Origin of the sequence: Roseibium sp. FZY0029 (genome assembly GCF_036350355.1) — a bacterium.
GTDB lineage: Bacteria > Pseudomonadota > Alphaproteobacteria > Rhizobiales > Stappiaceae > Roseibium.
In genome coordinates this window covers 342,188-368,495 of record NZ_JAZDVZ010000005.1, presented here as the reverse complement: position 1 = coordinate 368,495, position 26,308 = coordinate 342,188, and the positions used below count along the sequence as shown (strand labels likewise).

Here is a 26,308-nt window from a genome sequence, read left to right as displayed (position 1 = left end):
GGTACCGAATACACCTGCAGTTTCTGCCATCACGCATTCAGTCTGCTCGCTGCGTCTATCCCTTTGCAGCAACCAGACAATAAGTCATGGGCACCTGGGCCTTGCGGTTTTCATAAAGGTCGTATTCCGGTTCGCGAATTGAATGCCCGTATTCTTTCAACTCAATGATTTGAAGCCCCGACCCAGCGGCAGCACTGACGATTTCACCGAGAGAATGAATGAACCAATAGCCGGTTTCCCCCTTGCCGTGGTTCTTGCCGTCATAACTGATAGCATCCGATACCGGTTGAGGCCGGCGGTCGAAATAACTGAATGCAGGTTCGTATGGTGTTTTGCTGTCCGGATCGAACATCTCCAGAAACGGATGCGTCTCGTAGATCACCAGCGCCCCGCCGGGTGTCAGGAGATCGGCCACAATGCGGAAAAAGCCAAACAGATCCGGCATCCAGTTCAAAACACCGATGGTGATAAGGGCCAAATCGTAGCGGCCAACGTCTTCTGGCAAATCGTAGATATCGGCCTCCAGAAAGCGAGGTTCCAAAGCGGTCGCGGCAGCAAGCTGACGGGCTTGAGCAAGAAATTCACCCGACTGATCAATTCCAAGAACGGGCCGAATTCCAAGCGCAGCAAGCGACAACAACTCACGGGCGTTGTTGCAACCAATTTGAACGGCTGTTTTTCCTGCTAAATCCAAATGTTTCAAAGTTGCTGTCAGGTGCTCGTCCAGCAGGTTAAACCCGGGTTTTGAAGCCTTCTCCAGCAAAAGGTTCCAGTGATCTCCCCTGCCATGAAGCGACGCTGAAGCATCCCATGCCGCCTTGTTTGCCGAGGTGTATGATTTACGGAGCTCATTTTTCATTTCAAAAATTCATCAGGAATAGTTGGTGCCATAAGGTCTGTTTCAAAGAATGTGGCCAATACTTCGTTAGCGCATTTCCGAAGCCACCTGTTCCAATTAAACGATACCGCAACGCCAAGGTTCGACATTCATATCCAACGGGCGCAGAGATCCCTATCAAAATCAAATCTCTCTGTTGAATCAACGCACGTAACATTCGACCGTGCAGCATCCAGCCAGATGAAATCCTTGCACCTGTGGTGGTCAGACTTTGCGACGTCTTATTATGGCGCTATTCCTGATGAGACGTTCGATTTTCTTATGCGATTCTACTGGAGACTTTTTTGCCCCCACAATCTCAGAAGCTCCGTGTTGCCATCCTCTTCGGTGGCCGTTCTGCGGAGCACGAAGTCTCGGTTCTTTCCGCCACCAATGTCATGCATGCGCTTGATCCTTCCAAGTACGATGCATTGCCCATCTATGTGACCCGGGAAGGTCAATGGCTGGTGAGCCGATTTGAAAATGGAAAGCTGTCGCAGCCCTCTTCCGGCACTGAAATCTGCCTTGTTCCGGGTGGCAGGGGCCGCGTGGTTGCACTCGTGGAAGGTGCCCCCTCTCAGGAACCAGCAGACATCGATGTCCTGTTTCCGGTTCTCCACGGTCTCCACGGCGAAGATGGGGCGGTTCAGGGATTTGCAGAAGTGGCACGGGTACCGCTTGTCGGCTGCGGTATCGCCGGCTCGGTGAACGCGCTCGACAAGGATCTCGCAAAACGGCTCCTAATAGAGGCCGGCCTCCCGGCCGCCCGATCAATCACCATCCATCCGGATGATGTTCCCGCCTTCGAGAGTCTGAAGAAGGACCTTGGCCTGCCGATTTTCATAAAGCCTGCGCGGCAGGGCTCCTCGGTGGGTGTCAGCAAGGTCATGACCGCGACCGACTATGAGGCTGCCGTCAAGCAAGGGTTCAAGCACGACACCAAGCTTCTGGCCGAAGAATTCGTGCGTGGACGTGAAATCGAGTTTGCGGTTCTGGAAGAATGCGATGGCACGCTGTTTGTCTCCCGGCCTGGAGAAATCGTCCCTGCCGAAAGCCATGGCTTTTACACCTATGATGCAAAATACGTCGACGAGGATGGTGCAGCCTTGAAGGTGCCGGCGGAACTGCCCGGCGAGGTAGAAAGCCATATGAAAGAACTCGCGGCTAAGGCCTTCCGAGCGCTCGGCTGCGATGGAATGGCCCGTGTCGATTTTTTCCTGACGCAGGACATGAATGTCCTCATCAACGAACTCAACACCATACCGGGCTTCACGAATATCAGCATGTACTCCAAAGCGATGGCGGCAAGCGGTATCAGCTATCCCGAAATTATCGATCGCCTGATTGCCCATGGCATTGCCAGATCCAGTCGGGATATCTGAGAGACCACCAGCACGCCTTCAAGGCAGAGATAGGCTCTCTGCCTGGCCATCTATGGAATGAAGCGCGAGCGGATAAGAAGCCCGCACAGCAGCGCATATGCATATGTGCTGCAGCGAGTGGTGCCGCTGAAGAAGCAATCAGTTCCGGCTTGCTAACCGTCGTAACCCGCTGAACGGCCACGCATCTTCTTGATCTGGCCACGCTGTTTCTTGGCATCGAGGCGGCGTTTCTTGGACCCGAGGGTCGGTTTCGTCGCCTTGCGCAGCTTGGGCTTTTCCGTCGCCTTTCGAAGCAAGTCCAGCAGACGCTCAAGAGCGTCTTCCCGGTTCCTTTCGCGTGTCCGGAACCGGTCTGCCTGCAAGACAATCTCGCCGCCGAGGGTCAACCGGCTTCCCGCAAGCCTTGCAGCCCGCGCCTTGACGTCCTCGGGCAGCGTGTCATTGCCAGAAAGGTCAAACCGAAGCTGAACGGCCGTCGACACCTTGTTGACGTTCTGCCCACCTGGCCCGGACGCGCGTATGAAATCTTCGGTGAGATTCTCCTTGAGGATGAACAGCCGGCCGGTCACCGCAATCTTTGAAGCAGCATATGGATCGTCAGTCCCGTCGCTCATGCTGCCGAGCCACCTTCAGCCGGCAAACTCAGGCCGACGCCGTTCAGGATAAGCGTCGTCACAGCAGCTTCCGTTTCGGCCTGGAAGTCTGCATCCGAGAGATCCTTTCCGGTCAGCGCCTTTATCTGTACCGAAAAATCGGCGTAATGCTGCGTGGTCGCCCAGATCGTGAATATGAGATGCACGGGATCGACACTGCGCATCTTGCCTGCCGCAATCCAGTCTTCGATAACCTGGCTTTTCTCGGCAACCAGTCGCTTCAAGTCCGTCTGCAGGATCGGCAAAATCTGTGGTGCGCCTTGCATCACTTCGTTGGCGAACAGCCGCGATGCCTCGGGAAATCTGGCCGACATCTCGATCTTTTGCCGGATATAGGCAGCCAGTTCCTGCGCCGGTTCTCCGTCCGGATTAAGCGTCTTCAGGGGCGCCAGCCAGACTTCCAGAATATGGGCCAGCGTGGCGTTGTAAATCGCTTCCTTGGACGAGAAGTAATATAGCAGATTGGACTTGGACATTCCGGCATCCGCGGCAATCCGCTCAACGGTCGCGCCGGAAAATCCCTTCATGGAAAACTCGCCGAGAGCGGCCTCCAGAATCAGGGACCGGTTCTTTTCCTGGATCCGGCTGAGTCCGCCTGATTTAAAAGATGCCTGTGCTTGCCCGCCCAAATCCGCCATCTACCGTTCCGCTTCCTGCCCCGAAGGATCCCAACCCTGTCACCAGTTCCTAACGGCATAATCTCTTGAAATTAAGCCGCTTCAACGCTCGGCAAGTGCGGCATCGGAAGGAATGACCAGAAATTAGTCATGACGACCGGATTTGCATCTTGACCATTTGGTCAAATCCCTCCTAGGGTAAATTGACCAGATGGTCAGAAGGCTAGTCGATTGATCCGTCCCTCGCAATGGGGATGTCTTGAACAAACGGCAGGCCCCGGCCACTCCATAAATCCGGGCAAACCCGGACAGGCTGCAAGGCCAGACAGAGGATTACGGCGAACAGGAAAGAGGCAAAAGCCCATCCGGGACGCCAGGGAACAGTGTGGGGAGAGGACCAGCGCAGTCAGCACTGCCGTTGACGCAGTGCGCGTGCTATTCCTTCCATCACAAGTTAGCAACAGTCGACCGCTTCCATTTCGAAGGGTCGCAAGGAGGACGTATGTCAGCATCGAGCCAGGCTGCCACCAATAATCTCGAAGCTTTCTGGATGCCGTTCACGGCCAACCGCCAGTTCAAGCAGGCCCCACGCATGTTCGTGTCGGCCAAGGACATGCACTATACCACCGCCGACGGCCGCCAGGTGCTCGACGGCACGGCGGGTCTCTGGTGCTGCAACGCGGGGCACTCTCGGCCCAAGGTGGTTGAAGCGGTCCAGAAGCAGATTGCCGAGCTTGATTATGCGCCCGCATTTCAGATGGGCCATCCCAAGGCCTTTGAACTGGCAGCCCGTCTCGCGGCAATGATGCCCTCCCCGCTGGACCATGTCTTTTTCACCAACTCCGGATCGGAAAGTGTCGACACGGCACTGAAGATCGCGCTTGCCTATCAGCGCGCCATCGGTCAGGGCACCCGTACCCGGTTGATTGGCCGCGAACGCGGGTATCATGGTGTCGGCTTTGGCGGCATCTCGGTCGGCGGCATTGTTTCCAACCGCAAGACCTTCGGAACCATGCTCACCGGCGTTGACCACATGCGCCATACGCACGATCCGGAGCGCAACGCGTTCTCCCGCGGCATGCCGGAAAACGGCGCCGAATATGCAGAAGAACTGATCCGCATCATCCAGCTCCACGACCCGTCGACAATCGCTGCAGTCATCGTCGAACCCGTTGCCGGTTCAACCGGCGTTCTGATCCCGCCAAAGGGCTATCTGGAACGTCTGCGCGAAATCTGCTCGCAGCATGGCATTCTGCTCATTTTCGACGAGGTCATCACCGGTTTTGGACGTCTGGGATCGCCATTCGCGACCGATTTCTTCGGCGTCACACCGGATCTCGTCACCACGGCCAAAGGCCTGACCTCCGGCGTCGTTCCCATGGGAGCAGTGTTCTGTACGTCGGACATCTACCATACGTTCATGACCGGCCCGGAACACATGATTGAACTGTTCCACGGCTACACCTACTCCGCGCATCCCCTCGCCTGCGCCGCGGCACTTGCCACGCTCGATACCTATGAGGAAGAAGGCCTTCTGACGCGCGCTGCCGACCTAGCCCAATACTGGGAAGACGGTCTGCATTCGCTGAAGGATTGTCCGAATGTCATCGACATTCGAAACCTCGGCCTGATTGGTGCAATCGAACTGACACCGATTGCCGGCGAACCTACAAAGCGGGCGTTCTCGGCATTCCTGAAAGCATATGACGACGGGCTGCTGATCCGGACCACCGGCGACATCATCGCCCTGTCTCCGCCGCTGATCATTTCGAAGAAACAGATCGACGAGTTGTTCGGCAAGCTGCGCAGCGTGCTGAACGCAATCGACTGATATCCGGGACAGATTTCCGGCAAGACCAGAGACAAAGACACGTTTTAGGAGACACAAACATGGCAGCCCCCGGCGAAAACCTGAGGATCAACGCAGAACGCCTCTGGGACAGTCTGATGGAGATGGCCAAGGTCGGCCCCGGTGTTGCCGGTGGTAACAATCGCCAGACCCTGACCGATGCCGACGCCGAGGGCCGCAAGCTGTTCCAGAAATGGTGCGAGGAAGCCGGCATGACCATGGCTGTCGACACCATGGGCAACATGTTCATGACGCGTCCGGGAACCGACCCGGACGCGCTGCCCGTCTATATCGGCTCCCACCTTGATACGCAGCCGACAGGCGGCAAATACGACGGCGTTCTGGGCGTGCTGGGCGGGCTGGAAGTCATCCGCACCATGAACGACCTCGGGATCAAGACAAAGCACCCGATCGTTGTCACCAACTGGACCAACGAGGAAGGCACCCGCTTTGCTCCGGCAATGCTTGCGTCCGGCGTCTTCGCCGGAGTTCACACCCAGGATTGGGCTTATGACCGGACCGACCACGAAGGCCTGAAATTTGGCGATGAACTGAAACGCATCGGTTGGGTTGGTGAGGAAGAGGTCGGTGCCCGCAAGACCAAGATGCACGCCATGTTCGAACTTCACATCGAGCAGGGCCCGATCCTCGAAGCCGAAGGCAAGGACATCGGCGTCGTAACCCATGGCCAGGGTCTCTCCTGGACCCAGGTAACGGTTACGGGCAAGGATAGCCATACGGGATCCACCCCGATGCCCATGCGCAAGAATGCCGGTCTCGGAATGGCCCGCATCCTGCAGCTGGTCGATGAGATCGCCTGGTCGCACGCGCCGCATGCGGTTGGCGCTGCCGGTCATATCGACGTTTACCCGAACTCTCGAAACGTGATCCCCGGCAAGGTCGTCTTTACAGTAGATTTCCGCTCTCCCGACATTGCCGTCATCAAGGATATGGAAGACCGCCTGAAGACAGGCGCTCAGAAAATCTGCGACGACATGGGACTGGAGGTCGAGTTCGAAAAAGTCGGCGGGTTCGACCCGGTTGAATTCGACAAGGGGTGTGTCGAAGCCGTCCGCAATGCAGCCGAGAGACTGGGTTATTCCCACCAGAACATCATTTCCGGTGCCGGACACGACGCCTGCTGGATCAACAAGGTCGCACCGACCGCGATGATCATGTGTCCCTGTGTCGACGGCCTCTCCCACAACGAGGCGGAAGAGATCTCCAGGGATTGGGCAAAAGCCGGTGCGGACGTCTTGTTCCATGCGGTGGTCGAGACGGCGGAGATCGTGGAATAACACCAGATCGGCAGACCAGCGGCAGATGACCGCCGATCCTGCGCAGGTACCAAGCTGTCCCGAACATGTCCCGGGACAAAAACCGAGGAATGGCAAATAGATGAAGGCAAACGGAAAGGCATTGGCAATGTTCTGCGGCCAGTTTTTGGTCGCGGCACCTGCCTGTGCCTTCTCCGTTGGCGATACCTGGGATTGGCAGCTCACCGAACCGGTCGATCTCGACAGACAGGTCAGCGTAATGGACTTGCATCCCGATCTGGTGACGCCGGAAGACCTGGCAGCTCTCAGGCAGAAAGGTGTCCGCACCATATGCTACGTCAGTATCGGCACGCTGGAAAAAGGCTCCTCGGATACCGGGGCATTTCCGGACGATGTGCTGGGCAAGACGTATGAGGACTGGCCAGACGAGCGTTTTCTGGATGTCCGCCGTCTCGATATCCTGCTTCCGATCATGAAGGCGCGGTTCAAAGCCTGCAAGGACCTGGGTTTCGACGCTGTCGAGCCCGACAACATGGACGTTCATGACAACGATAGCGGGTTTCCGATTACCGCAGATGACGTCGTTGCCTATGTCGCACGGCTGGCGGCGATCGCACATTCTCTCGATCTCGCCATAGGGCAAAAGAACGTGCCCGAACTGACAGCCGACCTGATCGAACACATGGACTTCCTGATTGCCGAAAGCTGTTATCAGGACAAATGGTGCGCGGATGTCAGCGCCTATGTTCGCGAAGACAAACCAATTTTCGATGCAGAGTACACGGACCGGCCAATCGACTTTCCAGAAGCCTGCAAGGCCGCGGCTCAACAGAACATCGCCATGATCCTGAAAGACAGGGATCTGACGGCGCCGGTAGAATTTTGTCCGTGAGGCGAGTGACCCAGGGTTTCGGGTTAATCCCACCGGGCAAGTGAACAAACCAGAAGGGGACCACAAATGGCCAGCAAAGTGATCAAGGGCGGTACGGTTGTCACCGCTGATCTGTCCTACGAAGCCGATGTGAAAATCGAAGACGGCAGGATTGTCGAAATCGGACCCAACCTGTCCGGCGAAGAAACTCTGGATGCGACCGGCTGTTACATCATGCCGGGCGGTATCGATCCGCACACGCACCTGGAAATGCCTTTCATGGGCACCTTCTCTTCAGACAATTTCGACAGCGGTACGCGCGCAGCGCTGGCAGGCGGCACCACCATGGTCGTCGATTTCGCCCTGCCCTCGCCCGGCCAGTCCCTGCTGGAAGCGCTGCAGATGTGGGACAACAAGTCGTCGATGGCCCACTGCGACTATTCCTTCCACATGGCGATTACCTGGTGGGGCGAACAGGTCTTCAATGACATGCAGACCGTCGTCCAGCAGAAGGGCATCAACACCTTCAAGCACTTCATGGCCTACAAGGGCGCGCTGATGGTGAACGATGACGAAATGTTCGCTTCGTTCTCGCGCTGTGCCGAACTCGGCGCTCTGCCGCTGGTACACGCCGAAAACGGCGATGTGGTTGCCACCTTGCAGCAAAAGCTGCTTGCGGAAGGCAACAACGGCCCGGAAACCCATGCCTATTCCCGCCCGCCGGAAGTGGAAGGCGAAGCCACCAACCGGGCAATCATGATCGCGGACATGGCCGGTGTACCGGTCTATATCGTTCATACGTCTTCCGAACAGGCGCATGAAGCCATTCGCCGGGCCCGCCAGAACGGCATCCGTGCCTATGGCGAACCGCTTATCCAGCACCTGACGCTCGATGACAGCGAATACAGGCACGCCGATTGGGACCACGCCGCCCGCCGGGTGATGTCGCCTCCGTTCCGCGACAAGAAACACCAGGACAGCCTATGGGCTGGTCTCGCCTCCGGCTCGCTGCAAGTGGTTGCGACCGACCATTGCGCCTTCACCACTGACCAGAAACGCACTGGCGTCGGTGATTTCACGAAGATCCCGAACGGCACCGGTGGTCTTGAAGACCGCATGCCGATGTTGTGGACCTATGGGGTGAACACAGGCCGGCTGACGCCGAACGAGTTCGTCGCGGTGACTTCAACCAATATTGCAAAGATTCTCAATATCTATCCGAAAAAAGGAGCAATTCTGGTTGGGGCAGACGCCGATCTTGTTGTCTGGGACCCGGAGAAATCCAAAACCATTTCCGCCTCCAGCCAGCAGTCGGCCATCGACTACAACGTGTTCGAAGGCAAGACAGTCAAAGGATTGCCGCGCTATACACTGACCCGTGGCCGCGTGGCCGTGGAAGATGGCACGGTCAACCACAGCCAGGGCCACGGAGAGTTCGTCGCGCGCAAGCCCTATCAGGCGGTCAACAAGGCGCTTAGCACGTGGAAGGAACTGACGGCACCGCGTAAGGTGGAGCGTACCGGCATTCCCGCCAGCGGCGTCTGATCCAAATTCGTCCCCGCCCTTCAGAAGGGCGGGGGCTTTCAAAAAGTGAATGTGTCGAACTGCACCCGACTCGTGCCGCGAGGAACTTGATGACTGCACTTGCCAGCGCAAAGGACACCGCAATGGTGGAAAACAAACAAAGCGCCAGCCCGAACCGGGTAATCGATATCGAGAACCTCTCGCTCACGTTCGAGACCAACGACGGACCGGTTCACGCGCTTTCAGACATCGATCTGAAGATCGAAGAGGGAGACTTCGTTTCCTTCATCGGTCCCTCTGGCTGCGGCAAGACCACCTTGCTCAGGGTCATCGCCGATCTTGAAAAACCGACAGCCGGTTCCATCTCGGTCAACGGTGTGTCTCCGGAAGACGCCCGCCTTAATCGGGCCTATGGCTATGTCTTCCAGGCTGCCGCCCTCTACCCCTGGCGAACGATTGCCAAGAACGTGGCGTTGCCGCTGGAAATCATGGGGCTGTCAAAGGCTGAACAGCAAGAGCGCATTTCCCGCAACATGGAGCTGGTGAACCTGACCGGCTTTGAAAAGAAGTATCCCTGGCAGCTCTCCGGCGGCATGCAGCAGCGTGCGTCCATTGCCCGCGCCCTTGCCGTCGAGCCGGATCTGCTCCTGATGGACGAGCCATTCGGCGCACTCGACGAGATTGTCCGCGACCACCTGAACGAGCAGCTCCTTCAGCTCTGGGCCAAGACCAACAAGACCGTGGTTTTTGTCACTCACTCGATCCCGGAAGCCGTGTTCCTGTCGACCAAGATCGTCGTGCTGTGTCCTCGCCCCGGGCGTATCTACGACGTGATCGAAAGCGACCTTCCGCGCGAGCGCAGTCTCGATATCCGCGAAACGCCGGAGTTCCTCAAGATCGCTCACCGGGTTCGCGAAGGCCTGAAGGCGGGGCACTCCTATGAAGATTAGAGGCAATCGATCTGCGACAATTGTCGACCTCGCCCCTGTCCACGCCACCCTTGTCTTTGATGGGGCTTACAGCCAAGGTTTTGCAATGCGTGAATGCAATAACCGGAAAGGCACGGACACATGACCGACGCCTCTCTATCACAGCCCCGTAGCACGAACCCGTTTGCCGGTCTGATGTCCGGCACGGTCGGGCCCGTCACCGTGGTCGTGCTGGCCATCATCGCGCTTTGGTATATTTCCGCAGTCGCACTCAACACGAAGTTCCAGCAGGACATTTACGCGCGCGCCGGACAAAGCGATGTCGGCTTTTCACAGCTTGTCACGGACACGCTTTTCCAGGAACGCCCAGTCCTGCCTGCGCCGCACCAGGTGCTCGTCGAGATCTGGGATACAACGGTCAACAAGAAGATCACCTCCAAACGGTCTCTCGTCTATCATACCGGCATCACGCTCTCTTCAACGCTCCTCGGATTTCTGATCGGCACGACACTCGGCATTCTCCTGGCGATTGGCATCGTGCATTCACGCGTGCTCGACAAGTCACTGATGCCATGGGTGATTTCCTCACAGACCATCCCCATCCTCGCCATTGCTCCCATGATAATCGTGGTCCTGAACGCTGTTGGTATCTCCGGCTTGCTACCTAAAGCCATGATTTCCACCTACCTGTCCTTTTTCCCCGTCACGGTGGGCATGGTGAAGGGATTGCGGTCGCCGGAAGTCATTCACATGGACCTGATGCACACCTATTCGGCAACGCGAATCCAGGCCTTCTGGAAATTGCGCCTTCCCTATGCGGTCCCGTATCTTTTCACCTCCATGAAAATCGGCATGGCAGCCTCCCTCGTTGGGGCCATTGTCGGTGAATTGCCGACAGGTGCTGTTGCCGGCCTCGGTGCGCGGCTTCTTGCCGGGTCCTACTATGGCCAGACCGTGCAGATCTGGTCCGCCCTTCTGATGGCCGCCTTCCTGGCAGGATCTCTGGTTGCTCTGATCGGCGTGATCGAAAAACGCACGCTGAAACGCATGGGGATGGCCGGATGAGCACCATGACCGAGAAAAAAAGTCGCCTGGATATGCCGGCGCTATTGGCCTGGTTCATCGTTGCCATGGTGGTCGTCGGTCTGTTCAGCCCGATCTTCGGCCCTGACTTTGGCATCATGGATGTGCCCCGGCTCGCCATCTGCCTTGTGATCCTGGCAATTGCCGGCGTTCGTTACGAACTTGGCTTCATGCGCAATCCCCTGGGCGATATTATCCTGGGTATCGTTACCGCGATCGCCGCCTGGCTTCTAATCGCGACCTCCTCCCAACATGCCGGACAAGCCACGCTCGGCTTCTGGGCTCTTGTAGCAGCAACCTGGGCGGCGTCCTGGCTGTTCGTCGAACGGCTCGCCACGTGGCGCCACATGTCGCCACTAGCGACCCGGCTCATCAATCTCGCTATTCCAGCACTCTTTGGAATTACCCTCCTGGCGTTATGGCAGGTCATCGTGACCGGCGCCGGAATTCCGAAAGTTTTGCTTCCGGCACCTTCTGAAATCTGGGTTCGCCTGACCAATTCCGGCCCAACGCTGTGGGCTGATTTCCGCCAGACGTTCCTGAAGGCCGTTCTGGCCGGTTACGCCATCGGCTGCGGTTCCGCCTTCATCACCGCAATTCTGGTAGACCGGGTGCCGTTCCTGCGCCGGGGCCTGCTGCCGATCGGCAATCTGGTGTCCGCGCTGCCGATCATCGGAGTTGCCCCAATCATGGTCATGTGGTTCGGCTTCGACTGGCCGTCCAAGGCCGCTGTTGTGATCATCATGACCTTCTTCCCGATGCTGGTGAACACTGTATCCGGTCTCGCCGCATCAGATGCCATGCAACGCGACCTGATGCGCACCTACGCCTCCAACTACTGGCAGACGCTCTTCAAGCTGCGCTTGCCGATGGCCATGCCCTTCATCTTCAATGCACTGAAGATCAATTCAACGCTCGCGCTGATCGGCGCAATCGTGGCCGAATTCTTCGGGACGCCGATTGTCGGCATGGGCTTCCGTATCTCTACCGAAGTCGGCCGCATGAACGTTGACATGGTCTGGGCGGAAATCGCCGTCGCGGCCCTCGCCGGCTCGCTCTTCTACGGCCTCGTCGCGCTTCTCGAACGCGCCGTCACCTTCTGGCATCCGTCCGTCAGAGGGTGAATTCTCTCTCCACTTGTGATCCTGGATATGCCAAAAGGCTTCATCCAGGATCCCGAGAAGACAGGATGTTTTCCCTCCATGACTCCCAGCCGCGATATCACCCGCCTGATTGAAATCATGGCCGCGCTCAGAACGCCTGTGACCGGTTGTCCCTGGGATCTGGAACAGACCTTCGCAACCATCGCGCCCTATACGCTGGAAGAGGCCTACGAAGTCGCGGATGCCATCGCCAAGAACGATCTGGTGGACCTTCGCGAGGAGCTCGGCGATCTGCTGCTGCAAGTGGTCTACCATGCACGCATGGCGGAAGAAGAAAACCACTTCGACTTTGGCGATGTGGTGCAAGCCATTACGAAAAAACTGATCCGCCGGCACCCTCACGTCTTTGGTGACGAGAATGGTGAGAAGGCGGAGCATGTCAAAGGGATCTGGGAACGGATCAAGGCCGAAGAACGGGCAGAAAAGCGCGCGGCCAAGCAGGCGCTCGGCATCGAGGAAGCACCAAAGGGCTTCCTCGACGACGTTCCGACCGCCTTCCCTGCCCTACAGGAAGCTGACAAGCTGCAACGACGGGCTTCAAGGGTTGGATTTGACTGGAATGACGCAAGGCTGGTTCTGGACAAGATCAGAGAGGAAACCCACGAGCTCGATGAGGAGCTTGCCGGGCCCTCACCAGACAAAGACCGGATTTCAGATGAACTCGGCGACACGCTGTTCGCGCTCGCGAATCTCGCACGGCACCTGGACATCGATCCGGAAGAGGCACTTAGGCGCACCAACCGAAAATTTCGCAAACGTTTTGCAGCCATTGAAGAGCAGGCTGCGAAAACGGACACGACGCTTGAAGCAATGACGCTGGATGAGATGGAAGCAGCCTGGCAAGCCGCCAAGAACAAATAGTCCGCGCGGCTCGTCCCAATTTTGCAGACTTTCAACGTAACTAGGCCGTAGACTCATAAACCCGGAGCCATAGCCGAATTGAGTCGAGTTGGACCATGGTCAGGTAGTTTCGGCGAGCTTGTCGTAGCGGGTGGCGACCCGGCGGAAATGCTTGAGCTTTGAAAAGAATCGCTCGATCAGGTTCCGCTGATGGTATAGCCAGGTGCTGAAGTACGGTTTTGACCTCCGGTTGGCCCTGGGTGAGATATTGGCGAACGCCCCTTTCTCGCGGAGAGACGCCCGGATGCGATCTGCGTCATACGCCTTGTCCGCCAGCACAATTGTTCCTGCACCGACATGGCCGAGCAGGTTGTCGGCAGCTTGGCCGTCATGGCTTTGCCCAGCGGTCAGGCTCAGCCGGATCGGGAGGCCTTGTCCGTCGACGACCGCATGGATTTTGGTCGTGAGACCGGCTCGGGAACGACCGAGACAATGATCTCGATCCCCTTTTTGCCGTCGCTGCCTGTTGGTGGGCACGAACGGAAGTGCAGTCGATCATCTGAATGTCGCTATCATGCGCGGCGGTGAAGGCATCCATCATCCGACCCCAAACGCCAGCTTTTCGCCAGCGCACGAAGCGATTGTAACAGGTAGTGCGCGGGCCGTAGCGTTCCGGCAGATCGCGCCACGGCGCACCGGAACGCAGCACCCAGCAGATGCCATTCAGCACGCAGCGGTCATCGACGCGGGGCACTCCACGCGGTTTGTTGGGTAGCAGTGGTGCGATCACGCGCCATTCGAAGTCGGTCAGGTCATATTGGCTCATGCCGACGCTGAATCATCTTTTGATCGGGAATGGAAGCCGTCATAATGCAGAAAAGCGAACGTGGAGGCAGCGTGCTGCAAAATCGAGAATGGCACAAGGTCGAAGGGGCCTCGGCGAACGCGATAGCCGCGCTCAAGTCGCTGGTCCCGGTCGATCTTCCTGAGAGCTACTATTTGCTACTGGCATTCAGCAATGGCGGCGAAGGACCGCTTGCGGTTCAGCCGATGTGGTTACAGCTCTACCCCGCCGAGGAAGCTGCTCAGATTCAACGGGAAGGGACTTTCAGAGAGGTTTTCGAGGGTTTGTTCGTGATCGGCGGAAACGGCGGCGGCGAAGCCGTGGCATTCGATTTGCGGGAAAATGCGCCGTATCCCGTCGTCGCCTTCGACATGACCAACATAGACCCGCAACAAAGCATCAGACCGATAGCGCCATCCTTTGACGCAGCGATGGATTTGATCGGTCGGGACGATCAGTAAGCCGCCGCTACGTTTTTGAGTTCAGTACCTAGCTAAAGATAAGCTGCGTAAAGCTCGCGGAACGGTCCGCGCTGTTTGTCGGAAACGCGCACTTCCGCCGTCACGAAGTCTTCGGCGTCGGTGCGTTCCAGCACTTCGGCCATCTGATAGAGTTTCGCCAACAACGCTCCTTCGGCCACGGGTATCTTAACGGTCAAGATGTCGTCATGCTGCGCCATGAAAGCATCGACGCGGGCATATAGCTGTTCAATGCCTTCGCCCGTCAGCGCGGAAAGGGCAATTGGCCCCTCTTCGCCCGCGTCTTCCAGCAGCTTTTCGCGGTAGGCTGGATCGAGACAATCGATCTTGTTCCACACTTCGATGATCGGCGCGCCCGTCAAGGCATCAACACCGAGATCCGTGAGAGTTTTCTTGACGTCCTCGGCCTGCGCTTCAGTGTCCGGGTGCGAAATGTCACGCACATGCAGGATAAGATCCGCTTCCAGAACCTCTTCAAGTGTCGCCCGGAAAGCGGCCACCAGATGAGTCGGAAGATCAGAAATGAAGCCGACCGTGTCCGAGAGGATAATTTCCTTGCCATGCGGCAAGGCCACCTTGCGCAGTGTCGGATCGAGCGTCGCGAACAGCAGATCCTTGGCAAAAACGTCGGACTCGGTCATCCGGTTGAACAACGTCGATTTTCCGGCGTTGGTATAACCAACCAGTGCGACAACCGGTTGCGGGATCTTCTTGCGTTTCTTGCGATGAAGGTCACGCGTCCGGCGAACCTGCTCGAGCTGCTTCTGCAGCGCAATGATACGGTCCTGAATTTGGCGACGGTCAGCTTCGATCTGGGTTTCACCAGGGCCGCCCATGAACCCCGCCCCGCCACGCTGACGCTCAAGGTGGGTCCAGGACCGCACGAGACGGCTCTTCTGCCAGGTCAGATGCGCGAGATCGACCTGGAGACGACCTTCCTTGGTGCGCGCCCGGTCGCCGAAGATTTCCAGGATCAGGCCGGTGCGGTCGATCACTTTCGTCTTGAGGCGGCGTTCAAGGTTACGCTGCTGAACAGGCGTCAGGGGGTGATCGATGACGACGAGGTCAAGATCCTCGCTCGCGACGATACCTGCAAGTTCTGCGACCTTGCCGTCACCAAATAGCGTTGCAGGTTTGGGACTATTGACCCGGACAACGCCGGAATGGGCGATGTTGAGATTGATGGCGGCGCTCAGGCCAAGCGCTTCTTCCAGACGTGCTTCCGGACTGCGGTTGCCACGAAGATCTGCCGGGCTGGCTTCGCCACGCAGTTGCAGAACCGGCTCAAGAATCATCGCACGAAAGGGCTGGGGCAGACGGTCGACCCCAGTATCCTTAATTCTTAGCGATTTCTGGCCTGGTTCTTCGGAACCATTGGATTTAGAAAAATCGTCTGCGCGAGACTTCGGTTTCAATCAGCTTGCCTTTTCAGCGTTTTCCTCTGCCTGATCGAACAGTTGAACAGGTCCGTTTGGCATAATTGTGGAAATCGCGTGCTTGTAGACAAGCTGGGAATGCCCATCACGACGCAGCAGAACGCAGAAGTTGTCGAACCATGTCACGACACCCTGCAATTTCACACCGTTGATCAGAAAAATCGTCAGAGGAGTTTTTTGCTTACGAACGTGATTTAGAAAAGTGTCTTGAAGATTTTGTGCGCGCTCAGCCATCAGTCTTTTTATCCTATTTGCCCCGGATGCGGCCGAGCATCCGGCGTTTCAGCAGCATACCGTCAAAAGCCGTTCAGTATCAAAGGCTAAGGTTTGACGCACCGCCCGCTTTTCGTATAGCCCACCAGTCAAGACCGTCTGCCTCGGTCTGAAACAGTTTCGTATTTTCGGCCCAATGAGGCCAATCGAATCATACCGCCTGCAAATCAGTAGCAGTATGGAACAATTCGCGCAATCGGGTTGCCACATATCCAGGATGACCGTTTCCGATAATCTTTCCATCCAGACGTGTCACCGGCATCACGACAGTAGTGGCCGCCGTAACGAAGGCCTCCTTTGCGTCGAAAGCTTCTTCTAGGCTAAACGGCCTTTCCTCAAACGTCAGCCCTTCCTTTTGTATGAGATCCAGAATCACTGCGCGGGTTATGCCCCGCAGGATGCCACTTTCTGCCGGCCGGGTGACCAGAACGCCCTCTTTGGTGACGATCCAGGCATTGGTCGAACCGCCTTCGGTGACATTGCCGTCGGCATCCACATACCAGGCTTCCTTGCCGCCATGTTCCTTGGCGTTCTGCTTCGCCAGCACGTTCGGCAAAAGAGCGACGGTCTTGATATCGACACGCGGCCACCGGTTTTCTGGATAGCTGACAACCGAAATGCCCTGTTCCGCCTGCGCTTGCGCAGCAGCCGGGCTGGAAGACCGGGCTGTCACGACAATCGACGGCGCGACATGTGCCGGCGGGAAGAAGTGATCGCGCTTGGACACACCGCGCGTCACCTGAATATAGACCAGCCCATTGCGGACAAGGTTGCGACGGACAACCTGATGAAGCACAAACTCCACGGCTTTGCGCGCCATCGGCCAGTCGATCCGCAGCTCGCTCAAGGATCTGCCGAGGCGATCCAAATGGCGTGGCACGTCGACAATCTTGCCTTGCCAGACTTCACAGACTTCATAAACGCCGTCGGCAAATTGGTACCCGCGGTCTTCAACATGCACCGCAGCATCGGCGTGACGAACATATTGGCCGTTGACATAGGCAATCCGGCTCATGGTTCCTCCAGGGCAGGACGGTTCGAAACGAACCGATTGGTATTTTTGGAAGTTTTGGCCTTTTGATCACACAAAAGCAAGGTCAGAAAGAAGCCAGTCAGCCTTAAAAGAAGTCAAGACTCACACGGAACATTTGTTCTACCTGACGCACACGGTTCGCAACTGCGAAGATCACGATACGGTCCTGTGCCTGAATTTGCAGATCTCCATTGGGTGTAAGCACTTCGCCGCCGCGGAAAACCGCACCGATGCGGATGCCGGACGGAAGGTCGATGACCCGCAGGGGCTTGCCTACCAGTGGCGACGTATCAAGTGCTTCAGCTTCTACAATTTCAGCAGCGCCGTTCTGAAGCGAGTGAACACCCCGAATTCGGCCGCGCCGCACATGCTGCAGGATTCGGGAGATCGTGACGGCGCGCGGATTGATAAAGGCATCGATCCCGAGCGCGTTGGCAAAGGCCGGGTAACTCGGATTGTTCAGAAGCGACAGAGAACGCTTGCAGCCAAGTTTCTTCGCCATGACAGAGGACAGAATATTGACTTCATCCTCGTTGGTGAGAGCCACCATCGTGTCAGCATCGCCTGCGTCCGCTTCATTCAGGATCGTCTGATCCAGCGCGCTGCCATGCAGAATGACCGAGCGTTTCAATTCATCGGCAACGGCCATCGCCCGCTCACGCGACGCTTCGATCAACTTGATCTTCGTTCCGGATTGGCGCTGTTCCAGCGCTTTGGCCACATAAAGCCCGATGTTGCCACCACCGCAAATCACGACACGGGCGGCTTCCGGTTCCTCGTGCCCGAAAATGCTCAACGTCCTGCGAACCTGGTCGCGTCGGGCAACCACATAGGCAAGGTCTCCGGTCAGGATGGAATCGCTGCTCTTGGGAACAAACAGCCTGTTGTTACGGTAGAGGCCGACGACAACGGCGCCAAGGTCCGGAAAGAGCTCGGTAAGCTGCCGCAAGGGCGTGTCCACGACCGGGCAGTCTTCCTCGCACATGATGCCGACGACAACGACCTGATCATCCGCAAACCGCACTGTCTCCACAGCTCCGGGAAGAGCCAGACGGCGCAGAACCATCTCACCCACTTCGATTTCCGGTGAAATGATCACGTCAATCGGCATGTGGTCGCGCGAGAACAGATTGCGCCACCGCCCCTGCAGGTAGGACTGCGCCCGGATGCGGGCGACCTTGGTCGGCACGTTGAACAACGAATGTGCCACCTGACAGGCCACCATGTTGACCTCGTCATAGAGCGTCACGGCAACGATCATGTCGGCTTCTTCGGCTCCGGCCTGCGCCAGAACGTCCGGATGCGCACCGTGCCCGACGAAGCCCCGCACGTCGAGCTGATCGCCAATCGCGTTGATCAGTTGCGGCGAAGAATCGATCACAGACACGTCGTTCTGTTCCGCAGCCAGACGCTCGGCAATGCCGTAGCCCACCTGTCCCGCGCCACAAATCACGATTTTCATGGAAAGATCCCTTTCCCGCCTTGCCGTTACCTATCGCTTCCCGAAGTGCCTCAGGTCATGCCCAGGGTTTTCAACTTCCGGTGAAGCGCAGACCGTTCCATACCGACAAATTCGGCAGTCCGCGAGATATTACCGTCAAATCTCTTGATCTGCGCCTGCAGATATTCACGCTCGAAGATCTCCCGCGCTTCGCGCAACGGCACAGACATCAGGTGTTCACCCGTGCCGGAGGTGGGCAGGCTCGGCAGCGTTTCACCAATCTCGGCGGGCAGAAGATCAGCGGTAATGGTGCTGTCCGGGTCGCCGCGGCTCAGAATCATCAGGCGTTCGACATTGTTGCGCAACTGGCGCACGTTGCCCGGCCAGTCGTGCGTTTGCAGCACGGCCATCGCATCATCGCCAATCGGTCTTTGCGGAATACCCGAGGCGCCCGAAATCTGGGTCATGAAATGCTGCACAAGAACCGGAATGTCTTCCCGCCGTTCAGCAAGCCCCGGCACGCGCAGCGGTACCACACTGAGCCGGTGATAGAGATCCTGACGGAAAAGGCCTGAGGCGATGTGTTCTTCAAGGTTCTTGGACGTCGAGGACAGGATACGAATATCGACCTGAACCTTCTGTGTGCCTCCGACGCGGGCAAAGCTCTGTTCCACGAGCACCCGCAGGATCTTGCCCTGCGTCTCGGCTGGCATGTCGGCGACCTCGTCGAGGTAAAGCGTGCCCCCATGCGCTTCTTCGAGCGCGCCGATCTTGCGCAGATTGCCGCTCTCGTCTTCGATCCCGAAGAGTTCTTCTTCCATACGTGCGGGCGTAATCGTTGCGGCGTTCAGCACCACGAAGGGGCTTTTGGCGCGCGGCGACATGTCGTGGATCATCCGGGCCGCGCGCTCTTTGCCGGCGCCGGAAGGGCCAACGATCAGGATACGGCTATTCGTCCCGGCAATCTTCTGAATGGTCTGCCGTAGATTGTGCGCAGCCGAGGAATTGCCGATAATCTCGCTGGTCTCGCCGCTGCGCTGTTTCAGGTCGCGGATTTCGCGCTTCATGCTGGAGGCTTCAAGAGCCCTCTCAACAATGTGAACCAGTCGATCGGCCTTGAACGGCTTTTCGATGTAGTCATAGGCGCCGCGCTTTATCGCGGAAACAGCCGTTTCGATGTTGCCGTGGCCGGAGATGATCACGACCGGCATTTCAGGATCTGTTTCACGGAAGATGTCAAGCAAAGCCAAGCCGTCGAGCCGGCTTCCCATCAGCCAGATATCCAGGATCACCAGTGAAGGTTTGCGCTCCTTCACTGCGGCCAGCGCGCTGTCGGAATCATGCGCGGTCCGCGTTCCGTAGCCGTCATCATCAAGGATGCCGGCGATCATCTCGCGAATATCGGTTTCGTCGTCTACGACAAGAATATCATGCGCCATGGGCAGTCACAGTCTGGTTTTGCAGGTCGGTCTCCGCCTCGATCTCGGCATGAGCTGCCAATGTCAGTCGAACGAGCGTGCCCGTGTCCTCAGGGTTGGTTTTGGGGGCGTCGAGCAATTCGATGCCACCGCCGTGGTCTTCCAGGATCTTGCGAACGATGGCCAGGCCAAGGCCCGTCCCCTTCTCCCGGGTTGTCATATAGGGTTCCAAAAGCCGGCTGCGATTTTCTTCCGGCAGACCGATGCCATTGTCGATGACGTCGATCACGATCCGGCCGTTGCTTCCGTCGCCTTCGCCGCGCAAACGCACCGTTACCTTGCCCTTGGGCAAATCGTCTCCAGTGCGCGCACTCACTGCTTCCGCAGCGTTCTTGACCACATTGGTCAGGGCCTGTCCAACCAGACGCGCATCGAAAACGGCCGTCACGGGGCTGGAGGGCACATCGGCGGAAATGCTGATTTCCGGATTTGCCACCGACTGCATGAAAGCTGCGTCCCGCACAGCCTCTCGCAAGTCACCCGGCATTTTCTTCGGTTTACGCATTCTGGCAAAGGAAGAGAACTCGTCCACCATCTGACCGATATCGCCAACCTGGCGCACAATCGTATCGATACACTGATCGAAGACCTCCCGGTCCTCCTCGATGCGCTTGCCGTAGCGGCGGCGAATTCGCTCGGCGGACAACTGGATCGGTGTCAGCGGGTTCTTTATTTCATGGGCAATACGCCGGGCAACGTCGGCCCAGGCCGAATTCCGCTGCGCTGAAACCAGATCGGTAATATCGTCCAGCGTCACCACGAAGCCATGCTCGCGCCGGGTCGATTGTTCCCGGGTGATGCGTACGTTGATTGTGCGCAGGCGCCCGCCCCGGGTAATCTCGATCTGCGTTTCCGGAACCCTGTCGGTTTCATTTTTCAGAACATCCGAAATGCAATCGTCAAGTTCCGGCACCACTTCAACCAGCGACTTGTTGAGGATCTGCACCTCGTCAAGCTGCAGCAACTCCAGTGCAGAGCGGTTGATCAGCATGATCGAGGCTTCGTCGTCAACGCCGATCACACCGGTGGAAACGCCAGATAGCACGGCTTCATTAAAGCGGCGGCGGCGGTCAATCTGTTCGTTGGCGGCCAGCAGCGCATCGCGTTGCCCCAGAAGCTGACCGGTCATCTTGTTGAAGGTCTCACCAAGGTTGGCTAGGTCTCCGCCGGACTTCTCCGTTGGCACCTTGACGACAAGATTGCCTTTGGACACCTCATCCGCCGCCGATATCAGCGTTCGTATTGGCGACACAAGCCGGTTGGCAAATCCGAACCCGATCCAGATTGCCGACAGCAGCAGAACCAGCGCCACCCCGAGATAAACGAGCGCGAAGGCAACCTGAACGCCGAAGCGGCTGTTCTCCATCTGCTGGTACTGGGATGCCCCTGTCTCGGCCAGGCGCAGATATTCGACCACACGCGGGTCGATGGCACGGACCGCATAGAGGTAGAAATTGTCATAGGCCGACAATTTCATGACCCCGCCGACCAGATTTGAGCTACCAGGCGCTATCAGGATCGGATCTCCGGATTTTGCCTTGAAGAAACTGTCGGCAGGCGGAAGCGGCACTTCTGCCTTCGGATCGATGACGACACGGGTGACGACCTCGCCATTCTCATTGAGAATGAACGCCGCGAGAATGCCGCGAAGCGAAACCTGCGTTGCAAAGAACTGATCGAAACGGGTCGGCTCGAATTCATAGACAGCCTTGGCCCGATCAATGTCATTGGTCATGGCGATCAGGTCGCCACGCAAAACCCTGGCATGTTCCTGAAGATAGGCCTGAGCGACGGTCAGCGCATTGTCGATGATCTGGCGCGTCCGATCCTCAAACCAGCGGTCAAGGCCACGGTCGAGCGTAATGGCTGCCAGAATGGCCATAAGCACAGCAGGAACCGCCGCAACCACACTGAACAAGGCCACGACCCGCACATGAAGACGCGCAGCAGCCCGTCCGCGCCGGCGCGCCTGCCAGAGCTTCAGGATCTCGAAGGCGATCACACCCAGAAGGATAGCTGCAAGCGCACCGTTGATCGTCATCGCGACCGTGATGACGTCCCGGGTGGGATCGATGGACGTCAAACCCATCAGAATGACGAAAGTGACGCCGATGGAAACAAGAGCCAGCAGAATGATCGCAAGCCCGACCCGCCGCCAGAACTTTCCTGCGGCGCTCGATTGCGCGACGGGTTCTTGTACAGCTTCCAGTATCATTCGGTCTCAATTGCCTTACGCCCGTGAAAAAGCGGGCAGTCATGCTTAATTTGCGGCAAACTTATCACACAATGTTGCGAAATTGCGACAGACGCAAAGAGCCGTCAATAAATTGCGGTGGACAGGCCATCACATTATCATAGAGACTTGATTTCACGTCTCTTTTTAAAGCGATTTGTCGCACCTCCACGTTGATCCGCCATGTGTTCAGACTGCAGTTTTGTCCCGCATGACGGGAGCGATTTGAGCTTCCATCAATGTCCTTGCGCTGATTCACTCTGAAACCCGACGTGTCGTCATCGCGCAAAAACAAAATGCGGCCAGACCTTCCAGCCTGACCGCAATGTCATTTGGTTCCGTCTCGACAGGCTACCGGGTGGATCGCATCACCTGAATATCGAGATCCCGTATCTTTTTTCGCAGCGTGTTCCGGTTCACGCCGAGAAGTTCAGCAGCCTTGATCTGGTTGCCCCTCGTGGCCGCCAGGGCCGCGCTGATAAGCGGATATTCAACTTCCCGCAGAATGCGGTGATAGAGGCCCGGAGGCGGCAAGGCGTCGCCGAACGTGTCGAAGTACCCGGAAAGATAGCGTTCGACCGACCCGCCGAGATTGATCGTCTCCTGGGTCTCCTCTTCCATCGGCGAGACCGACGGCTGGCTCAGTTCCTGCTCCAGCAGGTTTTCGCTGATCACATCCTGCGGATACAGCGCGGCCAGACGGCGAACGAGGTTTTCCAGCTCTCGTACGTTGCCAGGCCAGCGATACCGGCGCAGCAGATTGAGCGCCCCTTGGTCGATCTGTTTGGCCGGCAGGCCTTCCTTTTCCACGAGCGCAAAGAAGTGTCGCACCAGATCCGGAATGTCCTCAACGCGTTCGCGCAGCGGCGGAAGGCGGATCGGAACAACATTCAGCCGGAAATAAAGATCTTCACGGAAAAGACCCTGATTGATCAGATGTCTCAAGTCCTTGTTGGTTGCGGCGATGATCCGGACATCTGTCTTGATCGGCGTCCGCCCGCCAACGGTCGTGTATTCGCCCTGCTGCAAGACGCGCAGCAACCGGGTCTGGGCTTCCATCGGCATGTCACCGATTTCGTCCAGAAACAGCGTGCCGCCGTCGGCCTGTTCGAACCGGCCGGAGCTGCGGTTCTGCGCACCGGTAAAGGCCCCTTTCTCATGACCGAACAACTCGGCCTCGATGAGATCTCTTGGAATGGCGGCCATATTGATTGCGACAAACGGGCCATTGCGGCGCTTGCCGTAGTCATGCAATGCGCGCGCCACAAGTTCCTTGCCGGTACCGGATTCGCCGTTGATCATGACCGTCAGGTCGGTCTGCATAAGCCGTGCGAGAACCCGGTAGATCTCCTGCATGGCCGGAGAGCGCCCGACCAGAGGCATGCCCTCCCCGGCATCATCCAGATCGACCGCCGGCCGTTTCTTCGGCTCTTCCAGCGCGCGCTGGACAATGCTGGTCAACTCCTTCAGATCGAACGGCTTCGGCAGATATTCATAGGCCCCCTTCTCCGAGGCCTTGATGGCCGTCATGAAGGTGTTCTGCGCGCTCATGACCAGCACCGGCAGCTCCGGCCGCATCTTCTTCATACGCGGCAGAACATCAAAGATATTCTCGTCCGGCATGACCACATCGGTGATCACGAGGTCGCCATCACCGGAAGAAACCCATCTCCAAAGCGTTGAGGCATTGGAGGTCAGCCGCACCGTGTACCCTGCCCTGGAAAGGGCCTGGTTGAGAACGGTTCGGATGGCTGCGTCGTCGTCTGCAACTAAAATCGTGCCCGTCGGCATGGTTACTCGGTCCCTCTGCTGGTCCGGTCGGACGAAGCCGTACTGTCACCCGTGAAAGCGGGCATCAGTATGCGGAAAACGGTTTTCTGGCGTTGACTGTCACACTCGATGACACCGCCATGGTCGCCAATGATCTTGGCAACAAGTGCAAGACCCAGGCCCGAGCCGTTGGTCTTGGTCGTGATAAACGGTTCAAACAAATGGGGAATCAGATCCTCGGGAACACCTGGCCCATTGTCCTGGACACAGAATTCCAACGGCAGGCTGACCTTTTCGTCAGTTCCGGGTACAGACAGACGAACCCCTGGGCGAAACGCTGTGGTGATACGGATTTCACCGTCGGGATCATCGCCGATTGCTTCACTGGCGTTCTTGATGAGGTTCAGGAACACCTGAATGAGCTGGTCCTTGTTGGCATAGACCGGTGGCAAGGAAGGATCGTAGATCTCGACGATGCGTTTGCCGCGGGCAAAGCCTGAGTCCGACAAGCGCTTCACATGATCCAGAACCACGTGAATATTGACTGGTTCTCTTTCGATCGGCCTCTCGTCGGAAAAAACCTCCATCCGGTCGACCAGTTTCACGATCCGGTCGGTCTCATCCATGATCAGTCGCGTCAGTGCCCGGTCTTCGGCAGGAACCGATTGCTCTATCAACTGCGCTGCACCTCGAATGCCGGACAGCGGGTTCTTGATCTCATGCGCCAGCATGGCGGCAAGGCCGGTTACCGTGCGGGCCGCCCCCCGGGAGGTCAGCTGCCGGTCGATCTTTTCGGCCATGGTGCGTTCCTGGAACATCAGCACCACCGCCCCCGGCCGCTCGGCAACGGGTGCTGCGTTGATGTCCACCACCTTGGGCGCCCCGATACGCGGTGAACCGATATCGACCTTGTATTCATTCACCGGCGCACTTCGCTCGCGCACCTGCTCTATCAGGGTCAGCAAGGGGCTGCCGAAGGGAACAAAATCACTGATCGGATGACGGCGGAGCACAGACACGCTGGACCGCATGAAAATTTCTGCAGCCATGTTGGCCGACTCGATCACGCCATCGGGTGCAACCAGAAGCACCGGATGTGGCAAGGCATCCAGTATTGTCGGCCCGTCACTGGCTAGCGCGGCCGTACGGCCTGTCTGAGACATGGTGTCCTTCAAGCTGCTGTCCGTATGTTCGAGGAAGAAAGCCAATCGCTGGCGAGCCGGATGACTTCCGACGGCTGATTGGACGTCATGAGGGTCTTGCGGACAGGTCCGGGAATCTCCGCATTGCCTGCGGTCACCGCCTCGTCCAGATACCAGCCGAGGTGCTTGCGTGCGATGCGAACGCCCTGCCGTATACCATAGTGACTCAAGACGGCCTCGTAGTGCTCTTCCACCAGTTCAGCCAACTCAGCCCCCCTGGGAGCGTCCAGCTTTTCGCCGGTTGCGAGAAAATGACCGACATGACCGGGCAACCACGGCCGCCCGTATGCCCCCCTGCCGATCATCACGCCATCTGCGCTGGAAAGCGCCAGCATGCGCAAGGCATCGTCTAAGCCCTTGCAATCGCCATTCGCGATCAGCGGAACCGAGATTGCTTCCTTGACGGCTGCAATCGCCCGCCAGTCGGCATTACCCTTGTAGAACTGGCAGCGGGTCCGCCCGTGAACGGTGATCAGCTTTACACCGGCCTCCTCGGCACGGCGCGCCAGTTCCGGCGCGTTCAAGCTCTTGTCATCCCACCCCAAACGCATCTTGAGCGTGACCGGAATGTCGACCGCCGCGACTGTGGCCTCAACAAGTGTCAAGGCATGATCCAGATCCCGCATCAGTGCAGACCCGGAGTATCCGGACGTGACCTTCTTGGCAGGGCAGCCCATATTGATATCGATTACATCAGCACCAAGACCCGCAACAACCTTGGCTGCTTCGCCCATCCATCGGGCTTCGCGGCCGGCAAGCTGAACAACATGAAGTCCACTGTCCTGCGCTTCCGCACGCATCTGCGTTTCGGCATCACCTTTGACAAAGGATTCGCTTGCGACCATTTCACTGACGACCATGCCAGCGCCATATCGGGCAGCCAGCCGGCGGAAAGGAAGATCGGTCACGCCGGACATCGGCGCGAGCACTGCCGGGTTTGCGAGTTGAACCCGGCCAATTGTGAGCGTTTTCATAGACGGCGACACAGCGTCTCTTTTCTGCTTATTGACTGTGCAGATTCATAATTGCCTATATTGTAGACAAGTTTCGCAAT

General features: G+C 57.7%; 22 protein-coding genes and 1 pseudogene. 10 read left to right on the top strand and 13 right to left on the bottom strand.

The features are described 5' to 3' along the window. Positions 1-55 precede the first annotated feature (55 nt). Complete coding sequence (locus V1T76_RS16475; RefSeq protein WP_330561735.1) at positions 56-859, bottom strand: class I SAM-dependent methyltransferase; 804 nt, start codon at positions 857-859, stop codon at positions 56-58. A 323-nt stretch (positions 860-1,182) separates the two neighbouring features. On the opposite strand from V1T76_RS16475, the gene V1T76_RS16470 reads away from it, so the two are divergent. Beyond that, on the top strand, positions 1,183-2,259 hold the full coding sequence (locus V1T76_RS16470) for a D-alanine--D-alanine ligase family protein (protein ID WP_330561734.1): 1,077 nt from the start codon (positions 1,183-1,185) through the stop codon (positions 2,257-2,259). Positions 2,260-2,411: 152 nt separating this feature from the next. Here V1T76_RS16470 and arfB read toward each other — a convergent pair whose 3' ends face one another. Together arfB and V1T76_RS16460 are read right to left on the bottom strand one after the other, a co-directional pair. Continuing rightward, positions 2,412-2,873 (bottom strand): alternative ribosome rescue aminoacyl-tRNA hydrolase ArfB, encoded by a 462-nt coding sequence (gene arfB / locus V1T76_RS16465; protein ID WP_330561733.1) that lies wholly within the window; start codon positions 2,871-2,873, stop codon positions 2,412-2,414. After that, positions 2,870-3,550, bottom strand: a complete 681-nt coding sequence (locus V1T76_RS16460; protein WP_330561732.1) for a TetR family transcriptional regulator C-terminal domain-containing protein — start codon at positions 3,548-3,550, stop codon at positions 2,870-2,872. The genes arfB and V1T76_RS16460 overlap by 4 nt, the downstream gene beginning before the upstream one ends. A 481-nt stretch (positions 3,551-4,031) precedes the next feature. Here V1T76_RS16460 and V1T76_RS16455 point away from each other — a divergent pair, with 481 nt between their 5' ends. From V1T76_RS16455 to mazG, 8 genes are all read left to right on the top strand, one after another. Beyond that, on the top strand, positions 4,032-5,360 hold the full coding sequence (locus V1T76_RS16455; protein WP_330561731.1) for an aspartate aminotransferase family protein: 1,329 nt from the start codon (positions 4,032-4,034) through the stop codon (positions 5,358-5,360). A gap of 59 nt (positions 5,361-5,419) precedes the next feature. Next, complete coding sequence (locus V1T76_RS16450) at positions 5,420-6,676, top strand: Zn-dependent hydrolase (RefSeq protein ID WP_330561730.1); 1,257 nt, start codon at positions 5,420-5,422, stop codon at positions 6,674-6,676. A 100-nt stretch (positions 6,677-6,776) separates the two neighbouring features. Continuing rightward, positions 6,777-7,547 (top strand): endo alpha-1,4 polygalactosaminidase, encoded by a 771-nt coding sequence (locus V1T76_RS16445; protein ID WP_330561729.1) that lies wholly within the window; start codon positions 6,777-6,779, stop codon positions 7,545-7,547. A 66-nt stretch (positions 7,548-7,613) separates the two neighbouring features. After that, the gene (gene hydA, locus V1T76_RS16440) at positions 7,614-9,071 is read left to right on the top strand and encodes a dihydropyrimidinase (protein WP_330561728.1); all 1,458 of its coding nucleotides are present in this window, start codon (positions 7,614-7,616) and stop codon (positions 9,069-9,071) included. 122 nt (positions 9,072-9,193) lie between these two features. Next, on the top strand, positions 9,194-10,000 hold the full coding sequence (locus tag V1T76_RS16435) for an ABC transporter ATP-binding protein (RefSeq protein ID WP_330561978.1): 807 nt from the start codon (positions 9,194-9,196) through the stop codon (positions 9,998-10,000). A gap of 120 nt (positions 10,001-10,120) precedes the next feature. Further along, entirely contained in the window at positions 10,121-11,044 is a 924-nt protein-coding gene (locus V1T76_RS16430) for an ABC transporter permease (RefSeq protein ID WP_442970133.1), read from the top strand. Further along, positions 11,041-12,186 (top strand): ABC transporter permease, encoded by a 1,146-nt coding sequence (locus V1T76_RS16425; protein ID WP_330561727.1) that lies wholly within the window; start codon positions 11,041-11,043, stop codon positions 12,184-12,186. The genes V1T76_RS16430 and V1T76_RS16425 overlap by 4 nt, the downstream gene beginning before the upstream one ends. A gap of 78 nt (positions 12,187-12,264) precedes the next feature. Then, positions 12,265-13,086, top strand: a complete 822-nt coding sequence (mazG, locus tag V1T76_RS16420; RefSeq protein ID WP_330561726.1) for a nucleoside triphosphate pyrophosphohydrolase — start codon at positions 12,265-12,267, stop codon at positions 13,084-13,086. 40 nt (positions 13,087-13,126) lie between these two features. Here mazG and V1T76_RS16415 read toward each other — a convergent pair. Then, positions 13,127-13,891: pseudogene (locus V1T76_RS16415) on the bottom strand (IS5 family transposase). Between the two features lie 44 nt (positions 13,892-13,935). On the opposite strand from V1T76_RS16415, the gene V1T76_RS16410 reads away from it, so the two are divergent. Continuing rightward, entirely contained in the window at positions 13,936-14,370 is a 435-nt protein-coding gene (locus V1T76_RS16410) for an SMI1/KNR4 family protein (protein ID WP_330561725.1), read from the top strand. A gap of 32 nt (positions 14,371-14,402) precedes the next feature. Here the strand turns inward: V1T76_RS16410 and hflX are convergent, their stop codons facing one another. The 9 genes from hflX to dusB all read right to left on the bottom strand — a co-directional run bounded on the left by hflX (position 14,403) and on the right by dusB (position 26,228). Beyond that, complete coding sequence (hflX, locus tag V1T76_RS16405; protein WP_330561724.1) at positions 14,403-15,683, bottom strand: GTPase HflX; 1,281 nt, start codon at positions 15,681-15,683, stop codon at positions 14,403-14,405. Positions 15,684-15,803: 120 nt separating this feature from the next. Next, positions 15,804-16,061 (bottom strand): RNA chaperone Hfq, encoded by a 258-nt coding sequence (gene hfq / locus V1T76_RS16400; RefSeq protein ID WP_173006241.1) that lies wholly within the window; start codon positions 16,059-16,061, stop codon positions 15,804-15,806. Between the two features lie 187 nt (positions 16,062-16,248). Continuing rightward, positions 16,249-17,112: a D-amino-acid transaminase gene (locus V1T76_RS16395; RefSeq protein WP_006934517.1), complete on the bottom strand. Its 864-nt coding sequence runs from the start codon at positions 17,110-17,112 to the stop codon at positions 16,249-16,251. 103 nt (positions 17,113-17,215) lie between these two features. Next, positions 17,216-18,592: a Trk system potassium transporter TrkA gene (trkA, locus tag V1T76_RS16390; protein WP_022998587.1), complete on the bottom strand. Its 1,377-nt coding sequence runs from the start codon at positions 18,590-18,592 to the stop codon at positions 17,216-17,218. Positions 18,593-18,642: 50 nt separating this feature from the next. Next, complete coding sequence (gene ntrX / locus V1T76_RS16385) at positions 18,643-20,010, bottom strand: nitrogen assimilation response regulator NtrX (protein ID WP_330561723.1); 1,368 nt, start codon at positions 20,008-20,010, stop codon at positions 18,643-18,645. After that, positions 20,000-22,264, bottom strand: coding sequence for a sensor histidine kinase NtrY-like (locus V1T76_RS16380; protein ID WP_330561722.1), 2,265 nt, complete (start codon positions 22,262-22,264; stop codon positions 20,000-20,002). Before V1T76_RS16380 ends, ntrX begins: the two co-directional genes overlap by 11 nt. 369 nt (positions 22,265-22,633) lie before the next feature. Further along, positions 22,634-24,073 (bottom strand): nitrogen regulation protein NR(I), encoded by a 1,440-nt coding sequence (gene ntrC, locus V1T76_RS16375; protein WP_006934521.1) that lies wholly within the window; start codon positions 24,071-24,073, stop codon positions 22,634-22,636. Positions 24,074-24,075: 2 nt separating this feature from the next. Beyond that, entirely contained in the window at positions 24,076-25,215 is a 1,140-nt protein-coding gene (locus V1T76_RS16370) for a two-component system sensor histidine kinase NtrB (protein WP_330561721.1), read from the bottom strand. Positions 25,216-25,223: 8 nt separating this feature from the next. Beyond that, the gene (dusB, locus tag V1T76_RS16365) at positions 25,224-26,228 is read right to left on the bottom strand and encodes a tRNA dihydrouridine synthase DusB (RefSeq protein WP_330561720.1); all 1,005 of its coding nucleotides are present in this window, start codon (positions 26,226-26,228) and stop codon (positions 25,224-25,226) included. Positions 26,229-26,308: the final 80 nt, after the last annotated feature.